Below are 19,788 nucleotides of genomic sequence, written 5' to 3' on the forward strand. Positions count from 1 at the left end.
CCAATGCGGTTGTTTATTGCCGAAAAACCCAGTCTGGGCCGCGCCATTGCGGATGTGCTACCCAAGCCACATCGCAAAGGCGACGGCTATATTGAATGTGGCAACGGGCAGGTGGTGACCTGGTGTATCGGTCACCTGCTGGAGCAGGCACAGCCGGATGTCTACGACAGCAGGTATGCGCGCTGGAATCTGGCGGATCTGCCGATCGTGCCCGAAAAATGGCGGCTGCAACCGCGTCCTTCCGTGACCAAACAGATTAATGTGATCAAGCGGCTGCTCGCCGAAGCGACGGAAGTCGTGCACGCGGGTGACCCGGACAGAGAAGGGCAGTTGCTGGTTGATGAGGTGCTTGATTACCTCGAACTGTCGCCGCAAAAGCGTCAGCAGGTCCAGCGCTGCCTGATTAACGATCTTAACCCCCAGGCGGTGGAGCGGGCGATCTCACGCCTGCGCGCCAACAGTGAGTTTATTCCTCTGTGCGTCTCTGCACTGGCCCGTGCACGCGCCGACTGGCTGTACGGCATCAATATGACACGCGCCTATACGTTGCTTGGGCGTAATGCCGGGTATCAGGGGGTACTTTCCGTTGGACGCGTACAGACGCCGGTCCTTGGGCTGGTGGTGCGCCGCGACGAAGAGATCGAGAACTTCGTGGCAAAAGATTTTTTCGAAGTGAAGGCGCACATTGTCACCCCGGCCGGAGAGCGGTTTACCGCCCTGTGGCAGCCGAGCGATGCCTGTGAGCCTTATCAGGATGAAGAAGGGCGCTTGCTGCACCGTCCACTGGCCGAGCATGTGGTCGCTCGTATTACCGGGCAACCGGCGAACGTTACCGCGTATAACGATAAGCGGGAATCGGAGCCGGCGCCGTTACCTTTCTCGCTTTCGGCACTGCAAATTGAAGCCGCGAAACGCTATGGTCTGAGCGCGCAGAACGTACTCGACATCTGCCAGAAGCTCTATGAAACCCACAAGCTGATTACCTATCCGCGCTCGGACTGTCGCTATTTGCCGGAAGAACATTATGCCGGGCGTCATGCGGTGATGAACGCAATTGGTGCCCATGCGCCGGATCTTCTGCCGCAGCCCGTGGTGAATGCCGATTTGCGTAACCGCTGCTGGGATGACAAAAAGGTGGATGCCCACCACGCCATTATTCCCACCGCGCGCAGTACAAAGGTGAACCTGAGCGAAGGTGAAGCCAACGTCTACAATCTGATTGCGCGTCAGTACCTGATGCAGTTTTGCCCCGATGCAGTGTTCCGTAAATGCCAGATCGACCTGGATATTGCCAACGGCAAATTTATCGCCAAAGCGCGTTTCCTTGCCGAAGCGGGCTGGCGCACGTTGCTGGGTGCCAAAGAGCGCGACGAAGAAAACGACGGCACGCCGCTGCCGGTCGTGGCGAAAGGCGACGAACTCCTGTGTGAAAAAGGTGAGGTCGTGGAGCGTCAGACGCAACCGCCGCGCCATTTCACCGATGCGACACTGCTGTCGGCGATGACCGGTATTGCCCGCTTTGTGCAGGATAAAGATCTGAAAAAGATCCTGCGTGCGACAGACGGTCTGGGCACTGAAGCCACCCGCGCCGGGATTATCGAACTGCTGTTTAAGCGTGGTTTTCTCAGTAAGAAAGGGCGTTATATCCTTTCGACCGACGCCGGACGCGCGTTGATCCATTCTCTGCCGGAGATGGCTGCCAGGCCGGATATGACCGCGCACTGGGAGTCTGTGCTGACGCAAATCAGCGAGAAGCAGTGTCGTTACCAGGACTTTATGCAGCCGCTGGTTGGCACCTTGCATGAGTTGATTCATCAGGCGCGCAATACGCCAGTGCAGCGGTTTCGGGGAATCAGCGCTCCGGCAGGTGAGAAGAAAAAAACAGCGGGTAAACGCACAACGCGCAAGCCACGTAAAGACGACCCGACACCTCCACAGCCTGCTGCCTGAGGCTCGTTTAGCGGTAAGACATCAGCAAATGCATAAGAAGAGGGGCAGTCACGGTAGAATCACCGTGATTTTGCCCAAAGATGACGTTAACTTGCACAATTCGTAAAAAGACGTGATGGTGTCGTCTTCCTGTCACAGCTAAACGGGATTATTATGCGCGCGAACACAGACCATTGAGTTGCAGGACTGGAAAATGAGCGAGCAAAAAGCAATAGAAAAAAGCGAAGTACGTATCCCCGCCACTGTGCGCAACGCGCATTCCGATCGCAATGAAAAAATGTTCAACGAGCTTACCGCGGATGAGCAAATCGCGATCATTCTTAAACGTCACAGGGAAATTGTCTCATCGCTGGTGGTTAACTGAACGCCTGATGAGATTGCCCGGCGGCTTTGCGCTTACCGGGCATGGAACATGCTAGCCGGGTCGACGCAGCGCCGCCCGGCAAAATGACTTAGATAAGCCCCTGACCGATCATCGCATCCGCCACTTTCACGAAGCCCGCAATGTTTGCGCCACGGACATAGTTAGTCTGCTTCGCTTCGCCGCCATACTCCACACAGGCCTGGTGAATATCCAGCATAATGTGGTGCAGACGCGCATCCACTTTTTCCGCTTTCCAGCCAAGACGTGCGGCGTTCTGCGCCATTTCCAGGCCTGATGTTGCCACGCCCCCGGCATTCGCCGCTTTACCCGGCGCAAACAGGACGCCTGCTTCCAGGAACAGATCGGTTGCCGCAATCGTGGTGGGCATATTGGCGCCCTCTGCCACCGCTTTCACGCCGTTGGCGATAAGCGTACGTGCGGCATCGACATCCAGTTCGTTCTGGGTGGCACACGGCAGAGCGACATCGACCGGCACTGACCAGGGTTGTTGGCCTTCGAGGTATTGCAGGCCAAACTCACGGGCGTAATCCGCTACGCGCCCATGCTGCTGCTCTTTAATTTCAATCAGGCGAGCCAGTTTTTCGGTGGTAAAACCGGCTTCATCAACCACGGTACCGTTAGAGTCAGAGGCGGTTATCACGCGGGCGCCAAAAGCCATCGCTTTTTCGATAGCATACTGCGCCACGTTACCGGAGCCAGAAACGGCCACGCGCAGACCTTCCAGACCCATACCATGGCGTTTGAGCATCGCTTCGGTGAAATACACCAGGCCGTAGCCGGTGGCTTCCGGACGGATTAAGCTGCCGCCGAAGGAGAGACCTTTACCGGTGAACACGCAGGCAGTGTTGTTGGAGAGTTTTTTCATCATCCCGGCCATAAAGCCCACTTCACGCGCGCCCACACCCATATCACCCGCCGGGACATCGGTATCCGGCCCCAGGTGGCGATACAGTTCAGTCATCAGTGACTGGCAGAAACGCATCACTTCCGCATCGCTCTTCCCTTTCGGATCGAAATCGCTACCGCCTTTACCACCGCCCATCGGCAGGGTGGTGAGGGCATTTTTGAAGGTCTGCTCGAAGCCAAGGAATTTCAGGATCGACAAGTTGACGGACGGGTGGAAACGCATGCCGCCTTTATACGGGCCAATGGCCGAGTTGAATTGCACGCGCCACGCGCGGTTAACCTGCACCTGGTTTTTGTCGTCTACCCATACCACGCGGAACTGAATAACACGTTCCGGTTCAACCAGTCTTTCCAGCAGGGAGAGCTGACGGTAGCGAGGGTTTTGTTCGAGAAAAGGCCACAGCGTGGTCATTACTTCACGTACGGCCTGAGCGAATTCAGGCTGATGCGGATCGCGCTTTTGAACGTGGGAAAGAAACGATTCAAGAGAGCATGTCTGTTCCATAGATATAAGAGCCTCTTATGTTGATAGTCAGATTTTATTGGTTGTTGTGAGCTAAAAATTCAGCGTTTTTCGACTATAACATCCGCAATATGGCGTAAAGCAAGCAAAAATAGTCCAGCGGTATCAAATTAATAATGGGTGGCTTGTCATAATAAAAACCGATGAAGAAAGAAAATGCGGTTCGGTAATAGAGATACGTTATAGTGATAAAAGGTTCTATTCAGGAAGAAAATGCTATGAAGCGTTCACTGTGGGTATGGGGTTGTGTACTGATGTTAGTTTCAGCGGGGGCCAGTGCGGAGAGACGCCTGTCGCCGGATGTGCAGGTGAATGTTCCACCGGAAGTGTTTACCTCTGGTGGTCAGCAGAGTTCGCAGCCCTGTAACCAGTGCTGCGTTTACCAGAATCAGAATTACACCGAAGGGGCGGTTATTAAAGCCGAAGGCGTGCTGCTTCAGTGCCAGCGCGATGAACGCACCGTTTCTACAAACCCGCTGGTCTGGCGGCGCGTGAAGCCATAAACGCCTCCAGAAGAGGGATATCGGCAGGCGCAAGCGGCCAGTTAAAGGCTTCCTGTGGCGCGCACCAGATGAGCGCCGCGTGGTGATGACGGGTCAGTGTGCCGGTGAAAGTCGGCACATGCCAGGCATGCAAATTGATTATGCGCCCGGAGACCTCCCGCTGGTGGCTGGCGATGTACGCCGTGGGCACGGCTTCAATGCCCAGCTCTTCGCGAAGCTCGCGTATTAATGCGTCTGACTGGCTCTCTCCGGCTTCTACCTTACCGCCAGCAAATTCCCACAGCCCTGCCTGATCGCTCTGTTCCGGGCGCTGGGCCAGCAAAATCTGGCCATCGCGCTCAATAATCGCGGCGACGACCTCTATCGTTTTAAGCATGGTTATCCATTGTTGTGATGCAAACTCCACTCATACCAGCCGCCATCATATACTCCGATGTTCGTCCAGCCCATGGCGCGCGCGCAGATAAACGCCAGTGAGGCCCGCCAGCCGGTTCCGCAGTAAAAAGCGATGTGCTGGTCTGCGGTAATATTCCACGCTTCCCACATGGCCGTAACGTAATCCGCGCAGCGTAAGGTTGCATCCGGATTAAGGAAATCCTCAACGCCATCTTTACCGCGTCCGCCACGTCCCCAGCGCGCACCGGGGATCTCGCCACAGGCATCAATATAATCATAACCACTGGTCGCGCCGGAAAACTCAGCCCACGAGCGAACACTCACCATCGAAGCATCCTTACGGTTGAGCAGCGCCCGTGCCTGCGGCAGGGAAAGCATCAATTGAGGCTGAGCAGGGAGCGGTGCGCCAAAATCACAAGCGGACGTGATGGGTAGCGCATCGCCGGATGCAACCGGAAAGCCAGCGCAAAGCCATGTTCGCCAGCCACCGTCCAGCAAACGCACATCTTCCACCCCGGCGTACAACAGAATATGGGCCACGCGCGCCGCGGCAAGCGGGGTACGGCTATAGAGAATGACCGTGGTATCGCAGCGAATGCCGTGCGCGGCCAGCACGTCACGCAACGCCTCAGGAGCAACCACGTTCCACAGGGGCTCGATTTCCAGCTCGCCTGTGTCGAGGTAGTCCGCGCCGGGAATATGCCCTTGCCGGAAGGTATCATGCACGCCCCAGCCTGCTTCAATCACCGTCCATTTACCGACGGGTTTTTCGCTGACCTGGCGATGAGCGATCAGCGCGTTAAGCCAGCTTACCGGGACGAGTTGATGAAAACCGGGCAAACGTTCGAGGGGACAAGTGCAGGAGAAGGCGTCGCTGATACGCCATGGCGCATGGAGTCCCTTCTGACGTAACCAGGCCTCTACCGCGGCGTTGTCTTCCGGCGCGCCATAGAGCGCGATGCGGGTTTCGGCGCTTAACGGGCGCAGGGCAGACCAGGCGTCAAACTGTGCGTCCGTCATCTCGCCCAGCCAGGAAGCGGCAAGATTACGCGCACCGGATACATGGCCGGATGTACCGTGCAACGCATCCGGCCAGCCGTTGTACAAGGCGCTATTGCGAGTATCGATAACCACGCCATTGTTCTGGCGGAATTGGGAAAGTGTGATGTTTTGAGCCATAGCGTGGCAGGTCCAAAGAGGGTGGTCATAAACATGACCGCCATAAGGGGAAAATGACGCTTATTCGACGTTAAATGTAGCCCATACCGGAGCATGGTCGGAGGGTTTATCCATACTGCGGATATCATAGTCGATGCCGGTTTCGATGCAGCGCTCTGCCAGCGGTGAGCTTGCCAGCAGCAGGTCTATACGTAGGCCCCGGTTGTCATCAAATCCTTTGGAGCGGTAGTCAAACCACGAGAAGCGCTCGTTATTGTCCGGGTTCGCCGCACGCCAGGTATCCACCAGTCCCCAGTTTATCAGGCGATCCATCCATACACGCTCTTCCGGCAAGAAGGAGCATTTGCCGGTTCGCAGCCAGCGTTTGCGGTTCTCTTCGCCGATGCCAATATCCAGATCGGTGGGGCTGATGTTGACATCACCCATAATCAGCACCGGGTTTTCTTTCTTCAGTTCGGTTTCAATGTAGTTTTGCAGGTCCTGGTAAAACTTCTCTTTTGCCGGGAACTTGGTCGGATGGTCGCGGCTTTCCCCCTGCGGGAAGTAACCATTGATGACCGTGATGTTACCCAGCGGAGACGGAATTTCCGCCATGATGATACGGCGCTGGGCTTCTTCACCGTCGTCCGGGAAACCGCGACGCACGGAAACGGGCGTCGCTTTGGTCAGCAGCGCCACGCCATAGTGCCCTTTCTGCCCATGATAAAAGACGTTGTAACCGAGTTTCGCGACTTCTTCGAGCGGGAACATGTCGTCGTGGACTTTCGTCTCCTGCAGGCCAATCACGTCGGGCTGATGCTGCTCGACAATCGCTTCCAGTTGATGGGGACGGGCACGCAGGCCGTTGATATTAAAAGAGACAAATTTCATAGTCGCCGCCAGATTGCTGTGGGAATGTGGCAGGGATGTTAGCAGATAATGACAACGGATGCCTATGGGATTGGGGTTATCTATGCTTAACTGCTATTGAATAAAATATATATTTAAGTGTAATTTGACTTGCTGCGCAGGGTTTGAGGCTATTAATATACCTTTTGTTCTTTTTTCTCTTTGAAAAAATAAGGTTCCCAGGATGAACGAAGAAGAAAAGGTAGTAAAAGGATTTAAAGAGGTTTTAAATAAATTTATGCCTGAGTTTGAATATTTAAATCAACTGATAGAGTCTTTTGAATTGGTTCATAAGAATAAGTTGCTGGATAAAAACTTTGTTTCTCGTTGCGTTGATGAAAATACTTTGAAAGATAGATTGGCGGAAATTATCTTAGCTAAGAAGTGTTATGCTATATTCGGTGATGATGTCTCTAGTAAAAACAAGGGGCCTGATATAACAATAAAATTTGAAGGCAAAGTTATAAACATTGAATGCATACGTCCTAATAAAGAGGCATTAAAGAAAACAGGGAATTTCACGGTTTTTGATTTTTCACCAGATAAGAGGGAGAACGTAACGTATACAGTACAGGATGAATATGTTGATACACCTGAGTTTTGCCTGCATATAGGTGGTCGAGTTTTAACAAAAACAAAAAAGTATCAAGAATATCTGGACAAAGGGACGATAAAAAAAACGGACATTAACATAGTCTGTGTAAATATTGGCTTCAACGAAAAAATAGATTCGATTTTGATATCAGAATTAAAAAGATTGTTTTATGGAATGCCTTTCATTTGTCTGGAATCTGATTCTGAAAATAACGTTGGAACAAAAATTAAAGCCCATATAGAAGATCGCCCATGTACGTATTATAAAGATTTTGATGTTGGGAAGCCAATCGAAACCGCAACATTTAGCATCGGGAATGACTCTGATTTTTATAGGATAATAGATGGTGTGATAATTTTAAATAAAAACAACACACATGAACTTGGATGTCAAATAAGCAATGATGAAGTGATCTTTGTGAATTTAAATGGCAAGGGAATTCCTGATGAATTCATTAAGAGAATGGGTTTGAAAACTGGGCGTGAAATTGACCCGGAAGATTACACTATAACTAAAGTTAGGGAGTGCGGGTATATGTGAAAATTAAGTACGCAATTGGTTTGTTGTAAGGATGATTATTATCCTGGCGCCCATTTTTTAGGTTGGTGTTTAATTTTTCCTGCGATGAACAAACCACGGTATCGGTGACCTTCGAGGGCGACACACTAAGCGGAACCGGAACGGGCACGGTATTAAGAAACAAACTGAGCGGCAATGACAATATCGGCATTCAGTTGCTTTTTAATGACAGCACGCCGGTAAAAATGACGGAAAAAATTGAAGTGGCGTATAGCGCTCAATCCACGGAACTGTTGAACTTTAACGCGTACTATTACTACAAAGGCGCTAATATCAGCAGCTGCCCCGTCAAAGCCAACACTACCTTTACGTTTGAATACCAGTAATAAAAAGGCTGACCTATGTCAGCCTTTGCTTATTTCACGCCATACTGTTCGCTTCCCCATGCCACCATCCCTTCCAGCATCTGTTTTAACAGCGTCTGCAATTGAGGCGCGCGGGTCTCAGACCAGGCATAAGGTGGCGTTTCATCCATATAATTCACCTGCGCTAATTCAAGCTGCACGGCGTGGATATCGGCAGCGGGCTGTCCGTAAGCACGGGTGATGTAACCACCTTTGAAACGCCCGTTAAGCACGTGGCTGAACTGCGACTGTTGCTGGCAAATCCCCGTCAGCACACCACTCAATTCGGGCGAGCAACTGGCGCCATTATTGGTGCCGAGATTTAAATCGGGTAACTGCCCGTCAAACAACCGCGGGATGACCGACGCAATGGAGTGGGCATCAAACAACAGCGCATAGCCAAACTGCTGCTTAATCCGTGCGAGTTCGGCCTGGAGGCGCTCATGATATGGCTGCCAGATTTGCGCCAGATAATCCTGACGTCGGGCATCGGTCGGGGTCATTCCGGGCTTAAAGGTGTCGCGACCATCAAACAGGGTATCGGGATAGAGGCCCGTCGTTGCCGTGGTGTAGAGCGGTTTGTCATCAGACGGTCGGTTCAGGTCGATAACAAAGCGGGAATAATTGCCGACCAAAATACTGGCCCCGAGCGCACGGGCAAAGTCATACAGGCGGGGGATATGCCAGTCCGTATCGCCCAGTGGCTGTGCCGCCTCGCTGAGGCCTTCGGCGACCTCCGGCGTCAGGCGTGTTCCGGCGTGGGGAATACTGATCAGCAGCGGCGATGTGCCCGCCGTGAAATCATAGGGTGCGGTGATAGCTGAAAGACTCATAGGTCATGTTTTCCTCGTACATTTCCGCGATAGACCACCGTGCAGGGCAGTTCTCCGCCCAGCCAGTAGACCAGCTCAGCCGGTCGCGAGAGCGGCCAGTGGATAAAATCGGCGACCTTGCCTGGCGCCAGCGTGCCGTGAGAATCCTGTAAACCGAGCGCGCGGGCGCCGTGACAGGTGATCCCGGCCAGCGCCTCTTCCGGCGTCAGACCAAACAGCGTGCAGCCCATACTCAGCATCAGGCGTAACGAGAGCACAGGGGAGGTGCCGGGGTTGGCATCGCTGGCCAGCGCCATCGGTACCCGATGCTGGCGGAATAAAGCCACCGGCGGCTGTTGCTTTTCGCGCAATAAATAGAACGCGCCGGGTAACAACACGGCGACGGTCCCGCTGGCCGCCATGGCGATGGCATCTTCTTCGGTGGCATATTCCAGGTGATCGGCCGACAGGGCGCCATGCCGGGCCGCGAGTGCGCTGCCGTGCAGTGAGGAGAGCTGCTCTGCATGTAATTTCACTGGCAGACCCAGGGCTTTCGCGGTGGTGAACACCTTCTCAACCTGGGCCGGGGAGAACGCCAGATGTTCGCAAAATGCATCGACCGCATCGGCCAGTTTTTCCCGGGCGACAATCGGTAACAGGGTGTCGCAGACAAGGCTGATATACGCATCAGCCCGGTCTTTGTATTCGGGCGGGAGCGCATGGGCGGCAAGGCAGGTCGATACAATATCAACCGGCAACCGGGTCGCTAATGCGCGAATCACCCGCAGCATTTTCAGTTCGCTGTCGATGGACAACCCATAGCCCGATTTTATCTCAACGCTGGTGACGCCTTCTGCCAACAGCGGGCGCAGGCGGAATAACGCCGATTCGATCAGCTCCTCTTCTGTCGCCTGACGGGTGGCGTTAACCGTGGAGATGATCCCACCGCCGGCAGCGGCAATCTGCGCATAACTCATCCCGTTCAGCCGTTGCTCGAACTCACCGCTGCGGTTACCACCAAAGACCAGATGGGTATGGCAATCGACAAAACCAGGCGTAATGATCCCGCCTGCAAAATCATGCAACTCCGCGTCGGGGAAGGGAGGACAATCGGCGGACGGGCCGAGCCAGACAATTTTTCCGTCAGAGACAGCAATCGCACCGTTTTCTATCTGGCTGTAGTGTCCGTTTTGCATCGTGACCAGCGTGGCGCCGCGCCAGACGCTATCGCAACGGTCGGGTGGCGTGGCGGAAAACGACAAAGATTCGGCTAACGACATGACAAACTCCGGGTTGGATTTATCTTGTATAGACAATTAAAGTCAACCTAACGCATAACCGGAAACGCGGCAAGGCGAGCAGAAAGAGTTTTTTCTTATTGCTGGTGAGCTTACATATCAGAAGACACAGCGGCCAGAAAAGCCGCTATGGGTAAAGCGGGGTTAGCCGTGGCTGGTGAAGCGGCCAAATAGCTGATAGCGCGAACCGGGGTAAACCAGACGGGCGGAGGTGACAATGCGGCTGCCGCTCCAGGTGCGACGGTGGATCAGCAGACAGGGTTCGTGCTCCTCCAGTTGCAGCAATTCACGCTGCTCGTCGCTGGCGCTTACCGCTTCGACCCGATGTTCACCGGCGGTGAGCGGCGATATTTCCATCAGATAGGTGTAGGGCATCTGCTTATTGAAGACCTGACGCAGATAATCCGGCGCGGCGGCCGGGTTAACGTAGCGGTCTTCGATTTGTACGGGGACATTATTTTCGTAATGGACGATCTGCGAATAAAACAGCGTGTCGCCGGGCGCGATACCCAATTGCATGGCCTGATCGGCATCGGCCTCACGGGCTTCACACACCAGAATCCTGCTGTCGTGGCGATGGCCGCGCTGGGCGATTTCATCGGCAATATTGTGCACTTCGAGCATCGGCGTGTAGGCCTTCGCTTCGGCAACGAAGGTGCCGACACCCTGCATGCGGATAAGAAAACCTTCACTGGTCAGTTCACGCAGCGCACGGTTAATGGTCATGCGGCTCACGCCAATCTCGTTGACCAGTTCACTTTCCGACGGAATACGTTGATGGGGCTTCCAGGCACCGGAGCGAATCTGGCTGATGATAGCCTGCTTCACGCGCTGATAAATCGGGGCAGGGGTATCACTCATGGCAGCGGCAAGCTCAGACAATGCCTGCCGGGTCACGCCGTGTTGTGCGACACCGTTCGGTGAAGGCTCCGACATTTTCTTACCTCTCAAAAAATCCACAGGTATCAGGAACGTTTCCCCAACGTCCGGCTATGTCCACCGCGCAGGGGATAAGCGCACGTTGATGAAAAAACGAAAATAGTAAAAAAACACGCTGCAAGTTTACAGCCAATTCAGGCATATGTATATGTATAGACAAATTGGTCAAAGGTTTGGCAGTGGTCTGCGCAACGGTGCTCAGACATTGCTTTTCCCCGCTCAGGAACAGTGTTATGCCTGCATATTTTGCTCCACGTGTCTTGCTCGCTAGAGGTTGGGCGCACAATGTTCGACTGGAGGTTGATGATGTCGGCATGCTGACCGCCATCACGCCTGATGCTACTCCCGATGGCAGTATCCCGCTTTCCGGCCCGGTGGTGCCTGGCATGCCAAACCTGCACTCCCATGCCTTTCAGCGCGTGATGGCCGGGCTTGCGGAAGTGGCGGGCGACCCGCAGGACAGCTTCTGGACCTGGCGGGATCTGATGTACCGCATGGTGCAGCGTCTGACCCCGCAACAGGTCGGCGTGATTGCCCGCCAGCTCTATATCGAAATGCTCAAAGGCGGCTACACCCAGGTCGCCGAATTCCACTATCTGCACAATGACATCAGCGGCAAACCCTATGCCGATCGTGGTGAGATGACCGCACACCTGAGCGCCGCCGCCGGGGATGTGGGCATTGGCCTGACGTTATTGCCGGTGCTTTACAGCTATGCCGGGTTTGGCGGCCAACCCGCTCAGGCCGGGCAAAAACGCTTTATTCAGGATGCCGACAGCTATCTGGAGCAGCAGGCGATTATTGGGCGGCAAATCAACGGAAAACCGCTGCAAAACCAGGGGTTGTGCTTTCACTCCCTGCGTGCGGTTACGCCTGAACAAATGGAGCAGGTGTTACGCGCCAGTGACCCGACGCTCCCGGTCCATATTCATATTGCCGAACAGCAAAAAGAGGTCAACGACTGCCTGAACTGGAGCGGTCAGCGCCCGATCAGTTGGCTGTATGATCATCTGGACGTGGATGCCCGCTGGTGCCTGATCCACGCGACCCATGCGGATGCCACCGAAGTGACAAAAATGGCCCACAGCGGTGCGGTGGCCGGATTGTGCCCAACCACTGAAGCGAACCTTGGCGACGGTATTTTCCCCGGCGTTGACTATCTGGCGCAGGAAGGGCGCTGGGGCATCGGCTCGGACAGCCATGTCTCGCTCAACGTGGTGGAAGAGTTGCGCTGGCTGGAATATGGCCAGCGCCTGCGCGACCAGCGGCGTAACCGGCTGGTCGCTGCGGGGCAAACGCGGGTAGGGGATGTGCTTTACACGCAGGCGTTGTCCGGTGGTGCGCAGGCCTGCGGTGTCCCGCTGGGGCAACTTTCGGTCGGTTATCGCGCCGACTGGCTGGTGCTTGACCATCAGGACCCTTACCTGGCCGCGGCAAGCGACAACGCGCTACTTAACCGCTGGTTGTTTGCCGGTCATGCCGGGCAAATTCGCGATGTCTATGTTGGCGGCGTGGCGCGGGTTATTGATGGGGTTCATCCTCAGCAACAGGCCGCCGCGGCTGATTTTCTGCATCTGTTGCAACAGCTTTCTCAGGAGAATGCATGAACAACTGGCATCCGTTTTCCCAGGCGGCGTTGCCGGTAAGTCGCTGGCGCAATGGTGGGGGAGAAACCCGCGAGATCATCAGTTGGCCGCAGGGTACGGCGGAATTTGACTGGCGCGCCAGCATTGCCACTATCGCCGCCGATGGCCCGTTTTCCGCCTTTCCGGGTATTGAGCGCTCGATAACCTTACTGAGCGGAGAGGGGGTACATCTGTCCGATGGCGGGCAGCTTAGCCACCGTCTGAGCACGGTCGGCGCACCGTTTGCTTTCAGTGGCGACCTCTCTCTCAGCGCGCATCTGCTGGGCGGTATGACAATGGATTTCAATCTGATGACCCGCCGCCATGTCTGCGCCCCTCGCGTGGTCGTCCTGCGTGAAAGCGGGACAGTCACCGCAGAGAAAGGCGGTGTGCTCTACGCCATTGAGGGTGAGTGGCAACTGCCGGACGGGACCCGCTTTGGCAAGGGCGACGGTTTCTGGTGGTCGACGAGCGACAGACAAGTGCAGGCGCAGTGGGCTATTTCGTTGTGTGCGCAAACCCATCCCGGGCAGGGGCTGCTCTTGTGGGCCGCAGTCACGGACTAACCCGGAGCAGAGTGCACTGAAATAGCGCGCCGGGTGCACTACTTTGATTCGTCAGCCCCACGGTCAGTGGGCGAAAGCAACGATACGGGCGCTCTTCCGGACTGGCACAAAGCTTGCTTTATCTTTCTCGGCTTAATTGTATAGACAAGAATATACAGTAGCGTCATTCGCCGGTGGCACATTGCTGCGCAGGCATTCCCGAGACAGGTAATTTGGCAGGAGTGGCAGATGAGCAACATGATTTCCAGGACTGTACTAAAGCGTTCGTTATCTCTGTTAGGGCTGGCAGTCGCGTTAGGCGGTGCGGCTAATACAGCACTGGCGGCGGATACGCCGGTGGCGATTGGGATTTCCGGCTGGACCGGCTTTGCGCCGCTGACCCTTGCCGATAAAGCGGGTATTTTCAAAAAGAATGGTCTTGATGTCACCCTGAAAATGGTCCCGCAGCAATCCCGTCATCTGGCGATTGCCTCCGGTTCGCTGCAATGCGCCGGGACTACGGTTGAAACCTATCTCACCTGGAATGCCAGCGGCGTGCCTGTTAAGCAAATTGTCCAACTGGATAAATCCTACGGTGCGGATGGGATTGCGGTACGCAGCGGTATCAATAGCGTGGCGGACCTGAAAGGCAAAACGATCAGCGTCGATGCGCCCGGTACGTCATCGTATTTCCTGCTGGCGTGGATCCTCGATAAAAACGGCATGACGATGAAAGATGTCAAGCTCGCCACCTTAGGGCCGGATGCCGCCGCGCATGCGTTCATTGCCGGGCAGAACGACGCTGCCGTGACCTACGAACCGTATCTCTCCAACATCCGCCAGAGCCCGGATAAGGGCAAAATCCTGACCACCACGCTCGACTACCCGATGGTGATGGATACCCTTGGCTGCACGCCGTCCTGGCTGGATAAAAACCCGAAAGCGGCCCAGGCGCTGGTCAACAGTTATTTCGAAGCGCTGGACATGATCAAAGCCGACCCGGATAAAGCCAATGAAATCATGGGCGCGGCGGTGAAAGAGACCGGCAAACAGTTTGCCGAAGAGTCCAGCTATCTGCGCTGGCAGGATCGCGATGCTAACAAAAAATTCTTTAGCGGCGAAATCGTAAGCTTCACCAATGAGGCGGCACGGCTGCTCACGGAGATGAAAATTCTGCGTAAAACGCCGGATATCAATACGTTGTACGACGCGAAGTACGTTACTCAGCCATGAAGGACCATGATATGAACAGTCCTGTCAGTCAGGCCGCGGACTACGCCAGCAAGACCACGACAGACTTACGCGAGCCGGCTCCCCTGCCGGCAAGCAAAAAGGTCTGGCATAACCCGATGATGGTGCCATTACGCCCCGTTGCGCCCCGTCATCGCTGGTTTCTGGGCTTCTGTTTCTTTATGCTGTTTTTCGCCTTGTGGGCGCTGGTGACCTTTACCGGCCTGGTGGCGCCGACCTTCCTCGCAAGCCCCGCCAGCATGGTGCAGGAAGGGGTATTACTGTTTACCGATTTCGATTTCACCACCGATATCGGCATGACGGTAATGCGCGTACTGGGTGGATTTGTCCTGGCCTGCGTTATCGCCGTGCCGCTGGGCATCTGGATGGGCTCGTACAAGCTTATCGAAGCCTTCTTCGAGCCGTTTGTCTCGTTTTGCCGCTATCTGCCAGCCTCCGCGTTTGTGCCTCTTTTGATCCTGTGGGCCGGTATTGGTGAAATGCAGAAGATCCTGGTGATTTTTATTGGCTCTTTCTTCCAGATAACCCTGATGGTCGCTGTCGCCGTAGGTGCCGCGCGTCGCGATCTGGTCGAAGCGGCCTACACGCTGGGGGCGACCAATAAAAGCGTGGTGCGTCGGGTGATTATTCCCGGTGCGGCACCGGAAATCGCCGAACTTTTGCGTCTGGTGCTCGGCTGGGCCTGGACCTACGTCATCGTGGCGGAGCTTATCGGTTCATCCAGCGGGATAGGCCATATGATTGTCAACAGCCAGGCGTTACTCAACACCGGGCAGATGATCTTCGGCATTATCGTCATTGGCTGTATCGGCTTGCTCTCCGACCTGTTGTTTAAAGCGGTCAACCGCCGCCTGTTTGTATGGAGCTCTCTGTAATGAACTATCCGAAGCTGAGCGTTCGCCAGGTAGAGCGTGTTTTCACTGGCCCGAAAGGTGAAAAAACCCAGGCACTGTTGCCGGTGGATTATCAGGTCAATGAGAACGATTTTATTACCATTCTCGGCCCTTCCGGCTGCGGCAAGTCGACACTGCTGCGTATTGTCGCCGGGCTGGATCAGCCTACACGCGGTGAAGTCTGGCTGGATGGGGAACTGGTCGATGGCCCCGGTGCGGATCGCGGCATGGTATTCCAGAGCTATACGCTGTTCCCCTGGCTGACCGTTGAGCAAAATATCCGCTTCGGCTTACAGGAGCGAGGCGTGAGTAAAGCGGCGCAAAAGGAGCGTAGCGACTACTTTATAAATAAGGTCGGTTTGCGCGGTTTTGAGCATCACTTCCCACGGCAACTGTCAGGTGGTATGCAGCAACGTACGGCTATTGCCCGTGCGCTGGCGAATGACCCGAAAGTTTTGCTGATGGATGAACCCTTCGGCGCGCTCGATAACCAGACGCGCGTGATGATGCAGGAGTTACTGCTGTCAATATGGGAGTCATCGCGCAAGACGGTGCTGTTTGTGACGCACGATATTGATGAAGCCATTTTTATGGCCAATAAAGTGGCAATTTTCAGCGCGCGGCCGGGGAGAATCAAAACCGAAGTGGCGGTCAACTTCCCGCATCCGCGTGATTACACCTTAAAGACATCGCCGGAGTTTATGACGCTCAAAGCGCGGATAACGGAAGAGATCCGTACCGAAACGCTGCAAACCCTGGATCATTGATCGCTTTTTTTTGCGTCGTGTTGCCACTTTTTTGTCAGGTTGTGCGTAAGCACCCGGTGGGCCGAGTCCTGACCGGGTATATTTTCAGCTCTACTTGTATATACAGGAATAGATTATGGCTCCTTCATCCACCGATTTCACCCTTTGCCGCCTGCAGCCTGGTCATGTTGATCTGCCTGTGCTGCGCCAGATTTATCAGGGCAATGTTCATCTCGCGCTGGCGGAAGAGGCCCGTGCCGATGTGCTGGCCTCTCAGGAGACGGTCACCCGTATTGTGGCATCGGGGGAAGTGGTGTACGGCATCAATACCGGGTTCGGCAAGCTGGCGCAAACCCGCATTCCGGCCGAGCGCCTGGCGGAATTACAGCGCAATCTGGTGCTGTCGCACAGCGTGGGGACGGGTAAATATCTGGCGGATAACATCGTGCGCCTGGTGATGGCAACCAAAATCCTCAGCCTGTCACGCGGCCATTCCGGCATTCGCATTGAAGTCATTGACGCCCTGATAACCCTCTTCAATGCCGGGGTCTATCCCTGCATTCCCGAAAAAGGTTCGGTGGGCGCCTCCGGCGATTTAGCCCCACTGGCGCATCTGTCTCTGATGCTGATTGGCGAAGGCACGGTGACGGTACAGGGCAACACCGTGTCTGCGGTGGAAGGTCTGGCAAGCGCGGGGATACGCCCGTTCGAACTCGGGCCGAAAGAGGGGCTGGCGCTGCTTAACGGTACCCAGGTGTCGACCTCCCTCGCGCTGTCGGGACTGTTTGAAGCAGAACGCGTCTTTTCCGCCGGGCTGGTGGCTGGCGCACTGTCGCTGGAAGCCATTAAAGGTTCGGTTAAACCGCTGGACCCGCGTATTCATGAAGCCCGCGGACAGCAAGGGCAGATTGCCGTGGCGGCAGCGTTGAGCAAAATCCTTGCCGGGAGCGAGATTGTGACCTCTCATGCGGCCTGTGGCCGCGTACAGGATCCGTACTCCATCCGCTGTGTGCCGCAGGTGATGGGGGCGTGCCTTGATAACTTACATCACGCCGCCCGCATTTTGCGCATTGAAGCCAATGCTGCGTCCGATAATCCACTGGTGTTTGCGGAAAACGGCGACGTGATTTCCGGCGGCAATTTCCACGCTGAACCGGTCGCCTTCGCCGCTGACATTATCGCGCTGGCAGTGGCGGAGATCGGGGCGATATCGGAGCGCCGTATGGCGCTGTTGCTGGATACGGGATTATCCGGCTTGCCGCCGTTCCTGGTACGCGACGGCGGCGTGAACTCCGGCTTTATGATTGCCCAGGTCACCGCCGCCGCGCTGGCCTCAGAAAACAAATCGCTGGCCCATCCGGGAAGCGTCGATAGCCTGCCTACCTCAGCCAATCAGGAAGACCATGTCTCAATGGCGACCTACGCCGCGCGTCGCCTGGGGGATATGTGTTTTAACACCAGCGTAGTGGTTGGCATTGAAGCCATGGCCGCCGCGCAAGGGGTGGATTTCCATCGTCCGCTGCAAAGCTCAAATACCCTGGAAAACGAAATGCAGGCGATCCGCCAGAACGTTGCGTTCCTTGAAAAGGACCGCCTGATGTCACCGGACGTCGAGATGATGCGTCTGTGGGCCTCCCGCGAACACTGGCCCGCAGAAATTGAAGCGCTGTTACCAAGCTTCGCCTGATAACGCTGTGCAAAAAATTCAAATTTAGAGAAGGAAATGAACATGAATGCGCCACACAAAAATGCCGAAGCCCGCGTTGTCCGTGCTCCCCAGGGGAGCGAACTGAGCTGCCAGAACTGGCTGATCGAAGCGGCCTACCGCATGATTCAGAACAACCTCGATCCGGATGTCGCCGAGCGCCCGGAAGATCTGGTGGTATATGGCGGTATCGGCAAAGCGGCCCGCAACTGGTCCGCCTTTGAGGCGATCCTTGAGAGCCTGCGCAAGCTGCGGGAAGACGAAACGCTGCTGGTACAGTCGGGGAAACCGGTCGGTGTTTTTCGCACCCACACCAACGCCCCGCGCGTGTTGATTGCCAACTCCAACATCGTCCCCCACTGGGCGCACTGGGAACATTTTCATGAACTGGATAAAGCCGGTCTGATGATGTACGGCCAGATGACCGCCGGTTCATGGATATACATTGGTGCGCAGGGCATTGTGCAGGGCACCTACGAAACCTTCGCCGAAGCGGGTCGCCAGCATTACAACGGCAGCCTGCGCGGTAAGTGGATTTTAACCGCCGGGCTGGGCGGTATGGGCGGCGCACAGCCGCTGGCGGGGGTACTGGCGGGCGCGTGCGTGCTGGCGATTGAGTGCCAGGAATCGCGCATCGATTTCCGTCTGCGTACGCGCTATCTCGACTACAAAACCAACAGCCTCGACGAGGCTCTGACGATGATTGAAAAAGCCTGCGCCGAGAATAAAGCCATCTCCGTTGGCCTGCTGGGTAACGCCGCCGAACTGATGCCCCAACTGGCGGCACGGGCGAAAGCAGGCGGTTTGCGCCCGGATATCGTCACCGATCAGACCTCGGCGCATGATCCACTCAACGGTTATCTGCCGGAGGGGTGGAGCCTGGAAAAATGGCAGCAGGCGCGCCAGTCCGACCCGCAGTCGGTGGTGAAAGCGGCCCGCGCCTCCATGGCGAAACACGTGCAGGCGATGCTCGATTTCCACGCGATGGGGATCCCGACCGTCGATTACGGCAACAATATTCGCCAGGTTGCCAAAGAGGAAGGGGTGACCAATGCCTTTGATTTCCCAGGATTCGTTCCTGCTTATATTCGTCCGCTCTTCTGCGAGGGTAAAGGCCCCTTCCGTTGGGTAGCGCTCTCCGGCGACCCGGAGGATATCTACAAGACCGACGCCAAACTGAAAGAGCTCTTCCCGGATAACGCCAATCTCATTAACTGGCTGGATATGGCGCGCGAGCGCATTGCGTTCCAGGGGCTGCCTGCACGTATCTGCTGGCTTGGCCTGGGGGAACGCCATCTTGCTGGTCTGGCCTTTAACGAAATGGTGCGCAATGGTGAATTAAAAGCGCCGATTGTCATTGGCCGTGACCATCTGGATACCGGCTCTGTGGCGTCGCCAAACCGTGAAACGGAAGCGATGAAAGACGGTTCCGATGCGGTTTCCGACTGGCCGCTACTCAATGCGCTGCTCAATACCGCCGGGGGCGCGACCTGGGTCAGCCTGCACCACGGCGGCGGTGTGGGGATGGGCTTCTCTCAGCACGCCGGGATGGTCATCGTCTGTGATGGCAGCGAAGAGGCGGATGAGCGGCTGGCGCGCGTGCTGTGGAATGACCCGGCCACCGGTGTTATGCGCCACGCGGACGCGGGCTATGAACAGGCAAAAGCCTGCGCGCAGCGTAACCACCTGAATTTACCTATGATCTGATGATGAATGCCGGACAGGC

The 19,788-nt window shown here is 55.6% G+C and carries 19 protein-coding genes; 12 read left to right on the forward strand and 7 right to left on the reverse strand.

Going from position 1 to position 19,788, the window contains the following annotated elements; all coding sequences use genetic code 11:
• The first annotated feature begins 3 nt into the window (after positions 1–3).
• Both ABU190_RS10810 and ABU190_RS10815 read left to right on the forward strand, forming a co-directional pair.
• Positions 4–1,950: a DNA topoisomerase III gene (locus ABU190_RS10810; protein ID WP_271849136.1), complete on the forward strand. Its 1,947-nt coding sequence runs from the start codon at positions 4–6 to the stop codon at positions 1,948–1,950.
• A gap of 193 nt (positions 1,951–2,143) precedes the next feature.
• The gene (locus ABU190_RS10815; RefSeq protein ID WP_158276515.1) at positions 2,144–2,314 is read left to right on the forward strand and encodes a hypothetical protein; all 171 of its coding nucleotides are present in this window, start codon (positions 2,144–2,146) and stop codon (positions 2,312–2,314) included.
• 88 nt (positions 2,315–2,402) lie between these two features.
• Here the strand turns inward: ABU190_RS10815 and gdhA are convergent, their stop codons facing one another.
• The gene (gene gdhA, locus ABU190_RS10820; RefSeq protein WP_354691284.1) at positions 2,403–3,746 is read right to left on the reverse strand and encodes an NADP-specific glutamate dehydrogenase; all 1,344 of its coding nucleotides are present in this window, start codon (positions 3,744–3,746) and stop codon (positions 2,403–2,405) included.
• Positions 3,747–3,982: 236 nt separating this feature from the next.
• Here gdhA and ABU190_RS10825 point away from each other — a divergent pair, with 236 nt between their 5' ends.
• A complete protein-coding gene (locus tag ABU190_RS10825; protein ID WP_041851651.1) occupies positions 3,983–4,267 on the forward strand; it encodes a YnjH family protein in 285 nt (94 codons plus the stop codon).
• Here ABU190_RS10825 and ABU190_RS10830 read toward each other — a convergent pair.
• The 3 genes from ABU190_RS10830 to xthA are packed head-to-tail and all read right to left on the reverse strand — an operon-like array spanning position 4,230 to position 6,712.
• Positions 4,230–4,643, reverse strand: coding sequence for a pyrimidine (deoxy)nucleoside triphosphate diphosphatase (locus ABU190_RS10830; protein WP_354691285.1), 414 nt, complete (start codon positions 4,641–4,643; stop codon positions 4,230–4,232). The genes ABU190_RS10825 and ABU190_RS10830 overlap by 38 nt on opposite strands.
• A 2-nt stretch (positions 4,644–4,645) precedes the next feature.
• Positions 4,646–5,842, reverse strand: a complete 1,197-nt coding sequence (locus ABU190_RS10835; protein ID WP_354691286.1) for a rhodanese-like domain-containing protein — start codon at positions 5,840–5,842, stop codon at positions 4,646–4,648.
• A 60-nt stretch (positions 5,843–5,902) separates the two neighbouring features.
• Positions 5,903–6,712 (reverse strand): exodeoxyribonuclease III, encoded by an 810-nt coding sequence (xthA, locus tag ABU190_RS10840; RefSeq protein WP_071195391.1) that lies wholly within the window; start codon positions 6,710–6,712, stop codon positions 5,903–5,905.
• Between the two features lie 202 nt (positions 6,713–6,914).
• On the opposite strand from xthA, the gene ABU190_RS10845 reads away from it, so the two are divergent.
• Both ABU190_RS10845 and ABU190_RS10850 read left to right on the forward strand, forming a co-directional pair.
• On the forward strand, positions 6,915–7,865 hold the full coding sequence (locus ABU190_RS10845; protein ID WP_354691287.1) for a hypothetical protein: 951 nt from the start codon (positions 6,915–6,917) through the stop codon (positions 7,863–7,865).
• A 65-nt stretch (positions 7,866–7,930) separates the two neighbouring features.
• Complete coding sequence (locus tag ABU190_RS10850; protein ID WP_354691288.1) at positions 7,931–8,230, forward strand: fimbrial protein; 300 nt, start codon at positions 7,931–7,933, stop codon at positions 8,228–8,230.
• Between the two features lie 29 nt (positions 8,231–8,259).
• On the opposite strand, the gene hutG is transcribed toward ABU190_RS10850, so the two are convergent.
• The 3 genes from hutG to hutC form a co-directional block, all read right to left on the reverse strand.
• Complete coding sequence (gene hutG / locus ABU190_RS10855) at positions 8,260–9,081, reverse strand: N-formylglutamate deformylase (protein ID WP_354691289.1); 822 nt, start codon at positions 9,079–9,081, stop codon at positions 8,260–8,262.
• On the reverse strand, positions 9,078–10,340 hold the full coding sequence (gene hutI, locus ABU190_RS10860; RefSeq protein ID WP_354691290.1) for an imidazolonepropionase: 1,263 nt from the start codon (positions 10,338–10,340) through the stop codon (positions 9,078–9,080). Before hutI ends, hutG begins: the two co-directional genes overlap by 4 nt.
• 162 nt (positions 10,341–10,502) lie before the next feature.
• The gene (hutC, locus tag ABU190_RS10865) at positions 10,503–11,294 is read right to left on the reverse strand and encodes a histidine utilization repressor (protein WP_041851645.1); all 792 of its coding nucleotides are present in this window, start codon (positions 11,292–11,294) and stop codon (positions 10,503–10,505) included.
• A gap of 236 nt (positions 11,295–11,530) precedes the next feature.
• On the opposite strand from hutC, the gene ABU190_RS10870 reads away from it, so the two are divergent.
• The 7 genes from ABU190_RS10870 to hutU all read left to right on the forward strand — a co-directional run bounded on the left by ABU190_RS10870 (position 11,531) and on the right by hutU (position 19,769).
• Entirely contained in the window at positions 11,531–12,904 is a 1,374-nt protein-coding gene (locus tag ABU190_RS10870; protein ID WP_354691291.1) for a formimidoylglutamate deiminase, read from the forward strand.
• Positions 12,901–13,488, forward strand: a complete 588-nt coding sequence (locus ABU190_RS10875) for a HutD family protein (RefSeq protein ID WP_354691292.1) — start codon at positions 12,901–12,903, stop codon at positions 13,486–13,488. Before ABU190_RS10870 ends, ABU190_RS10875 begins: the two co-directional genes overlap by 4 nt.
• A gap of 228 nt (positions 13,489–13,716) precedes the next feature.
• On the forward strand, positions 13,717–14,700 hold the full coding sequence (locus ABU190_RS10880) for an ABC transporter substrate-binding protein (RefSeq protein WP_041851642.1): 984 nt from the start codon (positions 13,717–13,719) through the stop codon (positions 14,698–14,700).
• Between the two features lie 11 nt (positions 14,701–14,711).
• Positions 14,712–15,593 carry an ABC transporter permease gene (locus tag ABU190_RS10885; protein ID WP_354691293.1) on the forward strand — a complete coding sequence of 294 codons (882 nt, stop codon included), beginning with the start codon at positions 14,712–14,714 and terminating at the stop codon, positions 15,591–15,593.
• On the forward strand, positions 15,593–16,378 hold the full coding sequence (locus ABU190_RS10890) for an ABC transporter ATP-binding protein (protein WP_041851640.1): 786 nt from the start codon (positions 15,593–15,595) through the stop codon (positions 16,376–16,378). The genes ABU190_RS10885 and ABU190_RS10890 overlap by 1 nt, the downstream gene beginning before the upstream one ends.
• Positions 16,379–16,493: 115 nt before the next feature.
• Positions 16,494–18,044, forward strand: a complete 1,551-nt coding sequence (gene hutH, locus ABU190_RS10895; protein WP_354691294.1) for a histidine ammonia-lyase — start codon at positions 16,494–16,496, stop codon at positions 18,042–18,044.
• Positions 18,045–18,086: 42 nt separating this feature from the next.
• On the forward strand, positions 18,087–19,769 hold the full coding sequence (gene hutU, locus ABU190_RS10900) for a urocanate hydratase (protein ID WP_354691295.1): 1,683 nt from the start codon (positions 18,087–18,089) through the stop codon (positions 19,767–19,769).
• The last annotated feature ends 19 nt before the right edge of the window (positions 19,770–19,788 follow it).

Source organism: Phytobacter sp. RSE-02, from assembly GCF_040578655.1.
Lineage (GTDB): Bacteria > Pseudomonadota > Gammaproteobacteria > Enterobacterales > Enterobacteriaceae > Phytobacter > Phytobacter diazotrophicus.

Coding starts and splice junctions, on each gene's coding strand:
- ABU190_RS10810 (WP_271849136.1), top strand. CDS start 4: ATGCGGTTGTTTATTGCCGAAAAACCCAGTCTGGGCCGCGCCATTGCG.
- ABU190_RS10815 (WP_158276515.1), top strand. CDS start 2,144: ATGAGCGAGCAAAAAGCAATAGAAAAAAGCGAAGTACGTATCCCCGCC.
- gdhA (WP_354691284.1), bottom strand. CDS start 3,746: ATGGAACAGACATGCTCTCTTGAATCGTTTCTTTCCCACGTTCAAAAG.
- ABU190_RS10825 (WP_041851651.1), top strand. CDS start 3,983: ATGAAGCGTTCACTGTGGGTATGGGGTTGTGTACTGATGTTAGTTTCA.
- ABU190_RS10830 (WP_354691285.1), bottom strand. CDS start 4,643: ATGCTTAAAACGATAGAGGTCGTCGCCGCGATTATTGAGCGCGATGGC.
- ABU190_RS10835 (WP_354691286.1), bottom strand. CDS start 5,842: ATGGCTCAAAACATCACACTTTCCCAATTCCGCCAGAACAATGGCGTG.
- xthA (WP_071195391.1), bottom strand. CDS start 6,712: ATGAAATTTGTCTCTTTTAATATCAACGGCCTGCGTGCCCGTCCCCAT.
- ABU190_RS10845 (WP_354691287.1), top strand. CDS start 6,915: ATGAACGAAGAAGAAAAGGTAGTAAAAGGATTTAAAGAGGTTTTAAAT.
- hutG (WP_354691289.1), bottom strand. CDS start 9,081: ATGAGTCTTTCAGCTATCACCGCACCCTATGATTTCACGGCGGGCACA.
- hutI (WP_354691290.1), bottom strand. CDS start 10,340: ATGTCGTTAGCCGAATCTTTGTCGTTTTCCGCCACGCCACCCGACCGT.
- hutC (WP_041851645.1), bottom strand. CDS start 11,294: ATGTCGGAGCCTTCACCGAACGGTGTCGCACAACACGGCGTGACCCGG.
- ABU190_RS10870 (WP_354691291.1), top strand. CDS start 11,531: ATGCCTGCATATTTTGCTCCACGTGTCTTGCTCGCTAGAGGTTGGGCG.
- ABU190_RS10875 (WP_354691292.1), top strand. CDS start 12,901: ATGAACAACTGGCATCCGTTTTCCCAGGCGGCGTTGCCGGTAAGTCGC.
- ABU190_RS10880 (WP_041851642.1), top strand. CDS start 13,717: ATGAGCAACATGATTTCCAGGACTGTACTAAAGCGTTCGTTATCTCTG.
- ABU190_RS10885 (WP_354691293.1), top strand. CDS start 14,712: ATGAACAGTCCTGTCAGTCAGGCCGCGGACTACGCCAGCAAGACCACG.
- ABU190_RS10890 (WP_041851640.1), top strand. CDS start 15,593: ATGAACTATCCGAAGCTGAGCGTTCGCCAGGTAGAGCGTGTTTTCACT.
- hutH (WP_354691294.1), top strand. CDS start 16,494: ATGGCTCCTTCATCCACCGATTTCACCCTTTGCCGCCTGCAGCCTGGT.
- hutU (WP_354691295.1), top strand. CDS start 18,087: ATGAATGCGCCACACAAAAATGCCGAAGCCCGCGTTGTCCGTGCTCCC.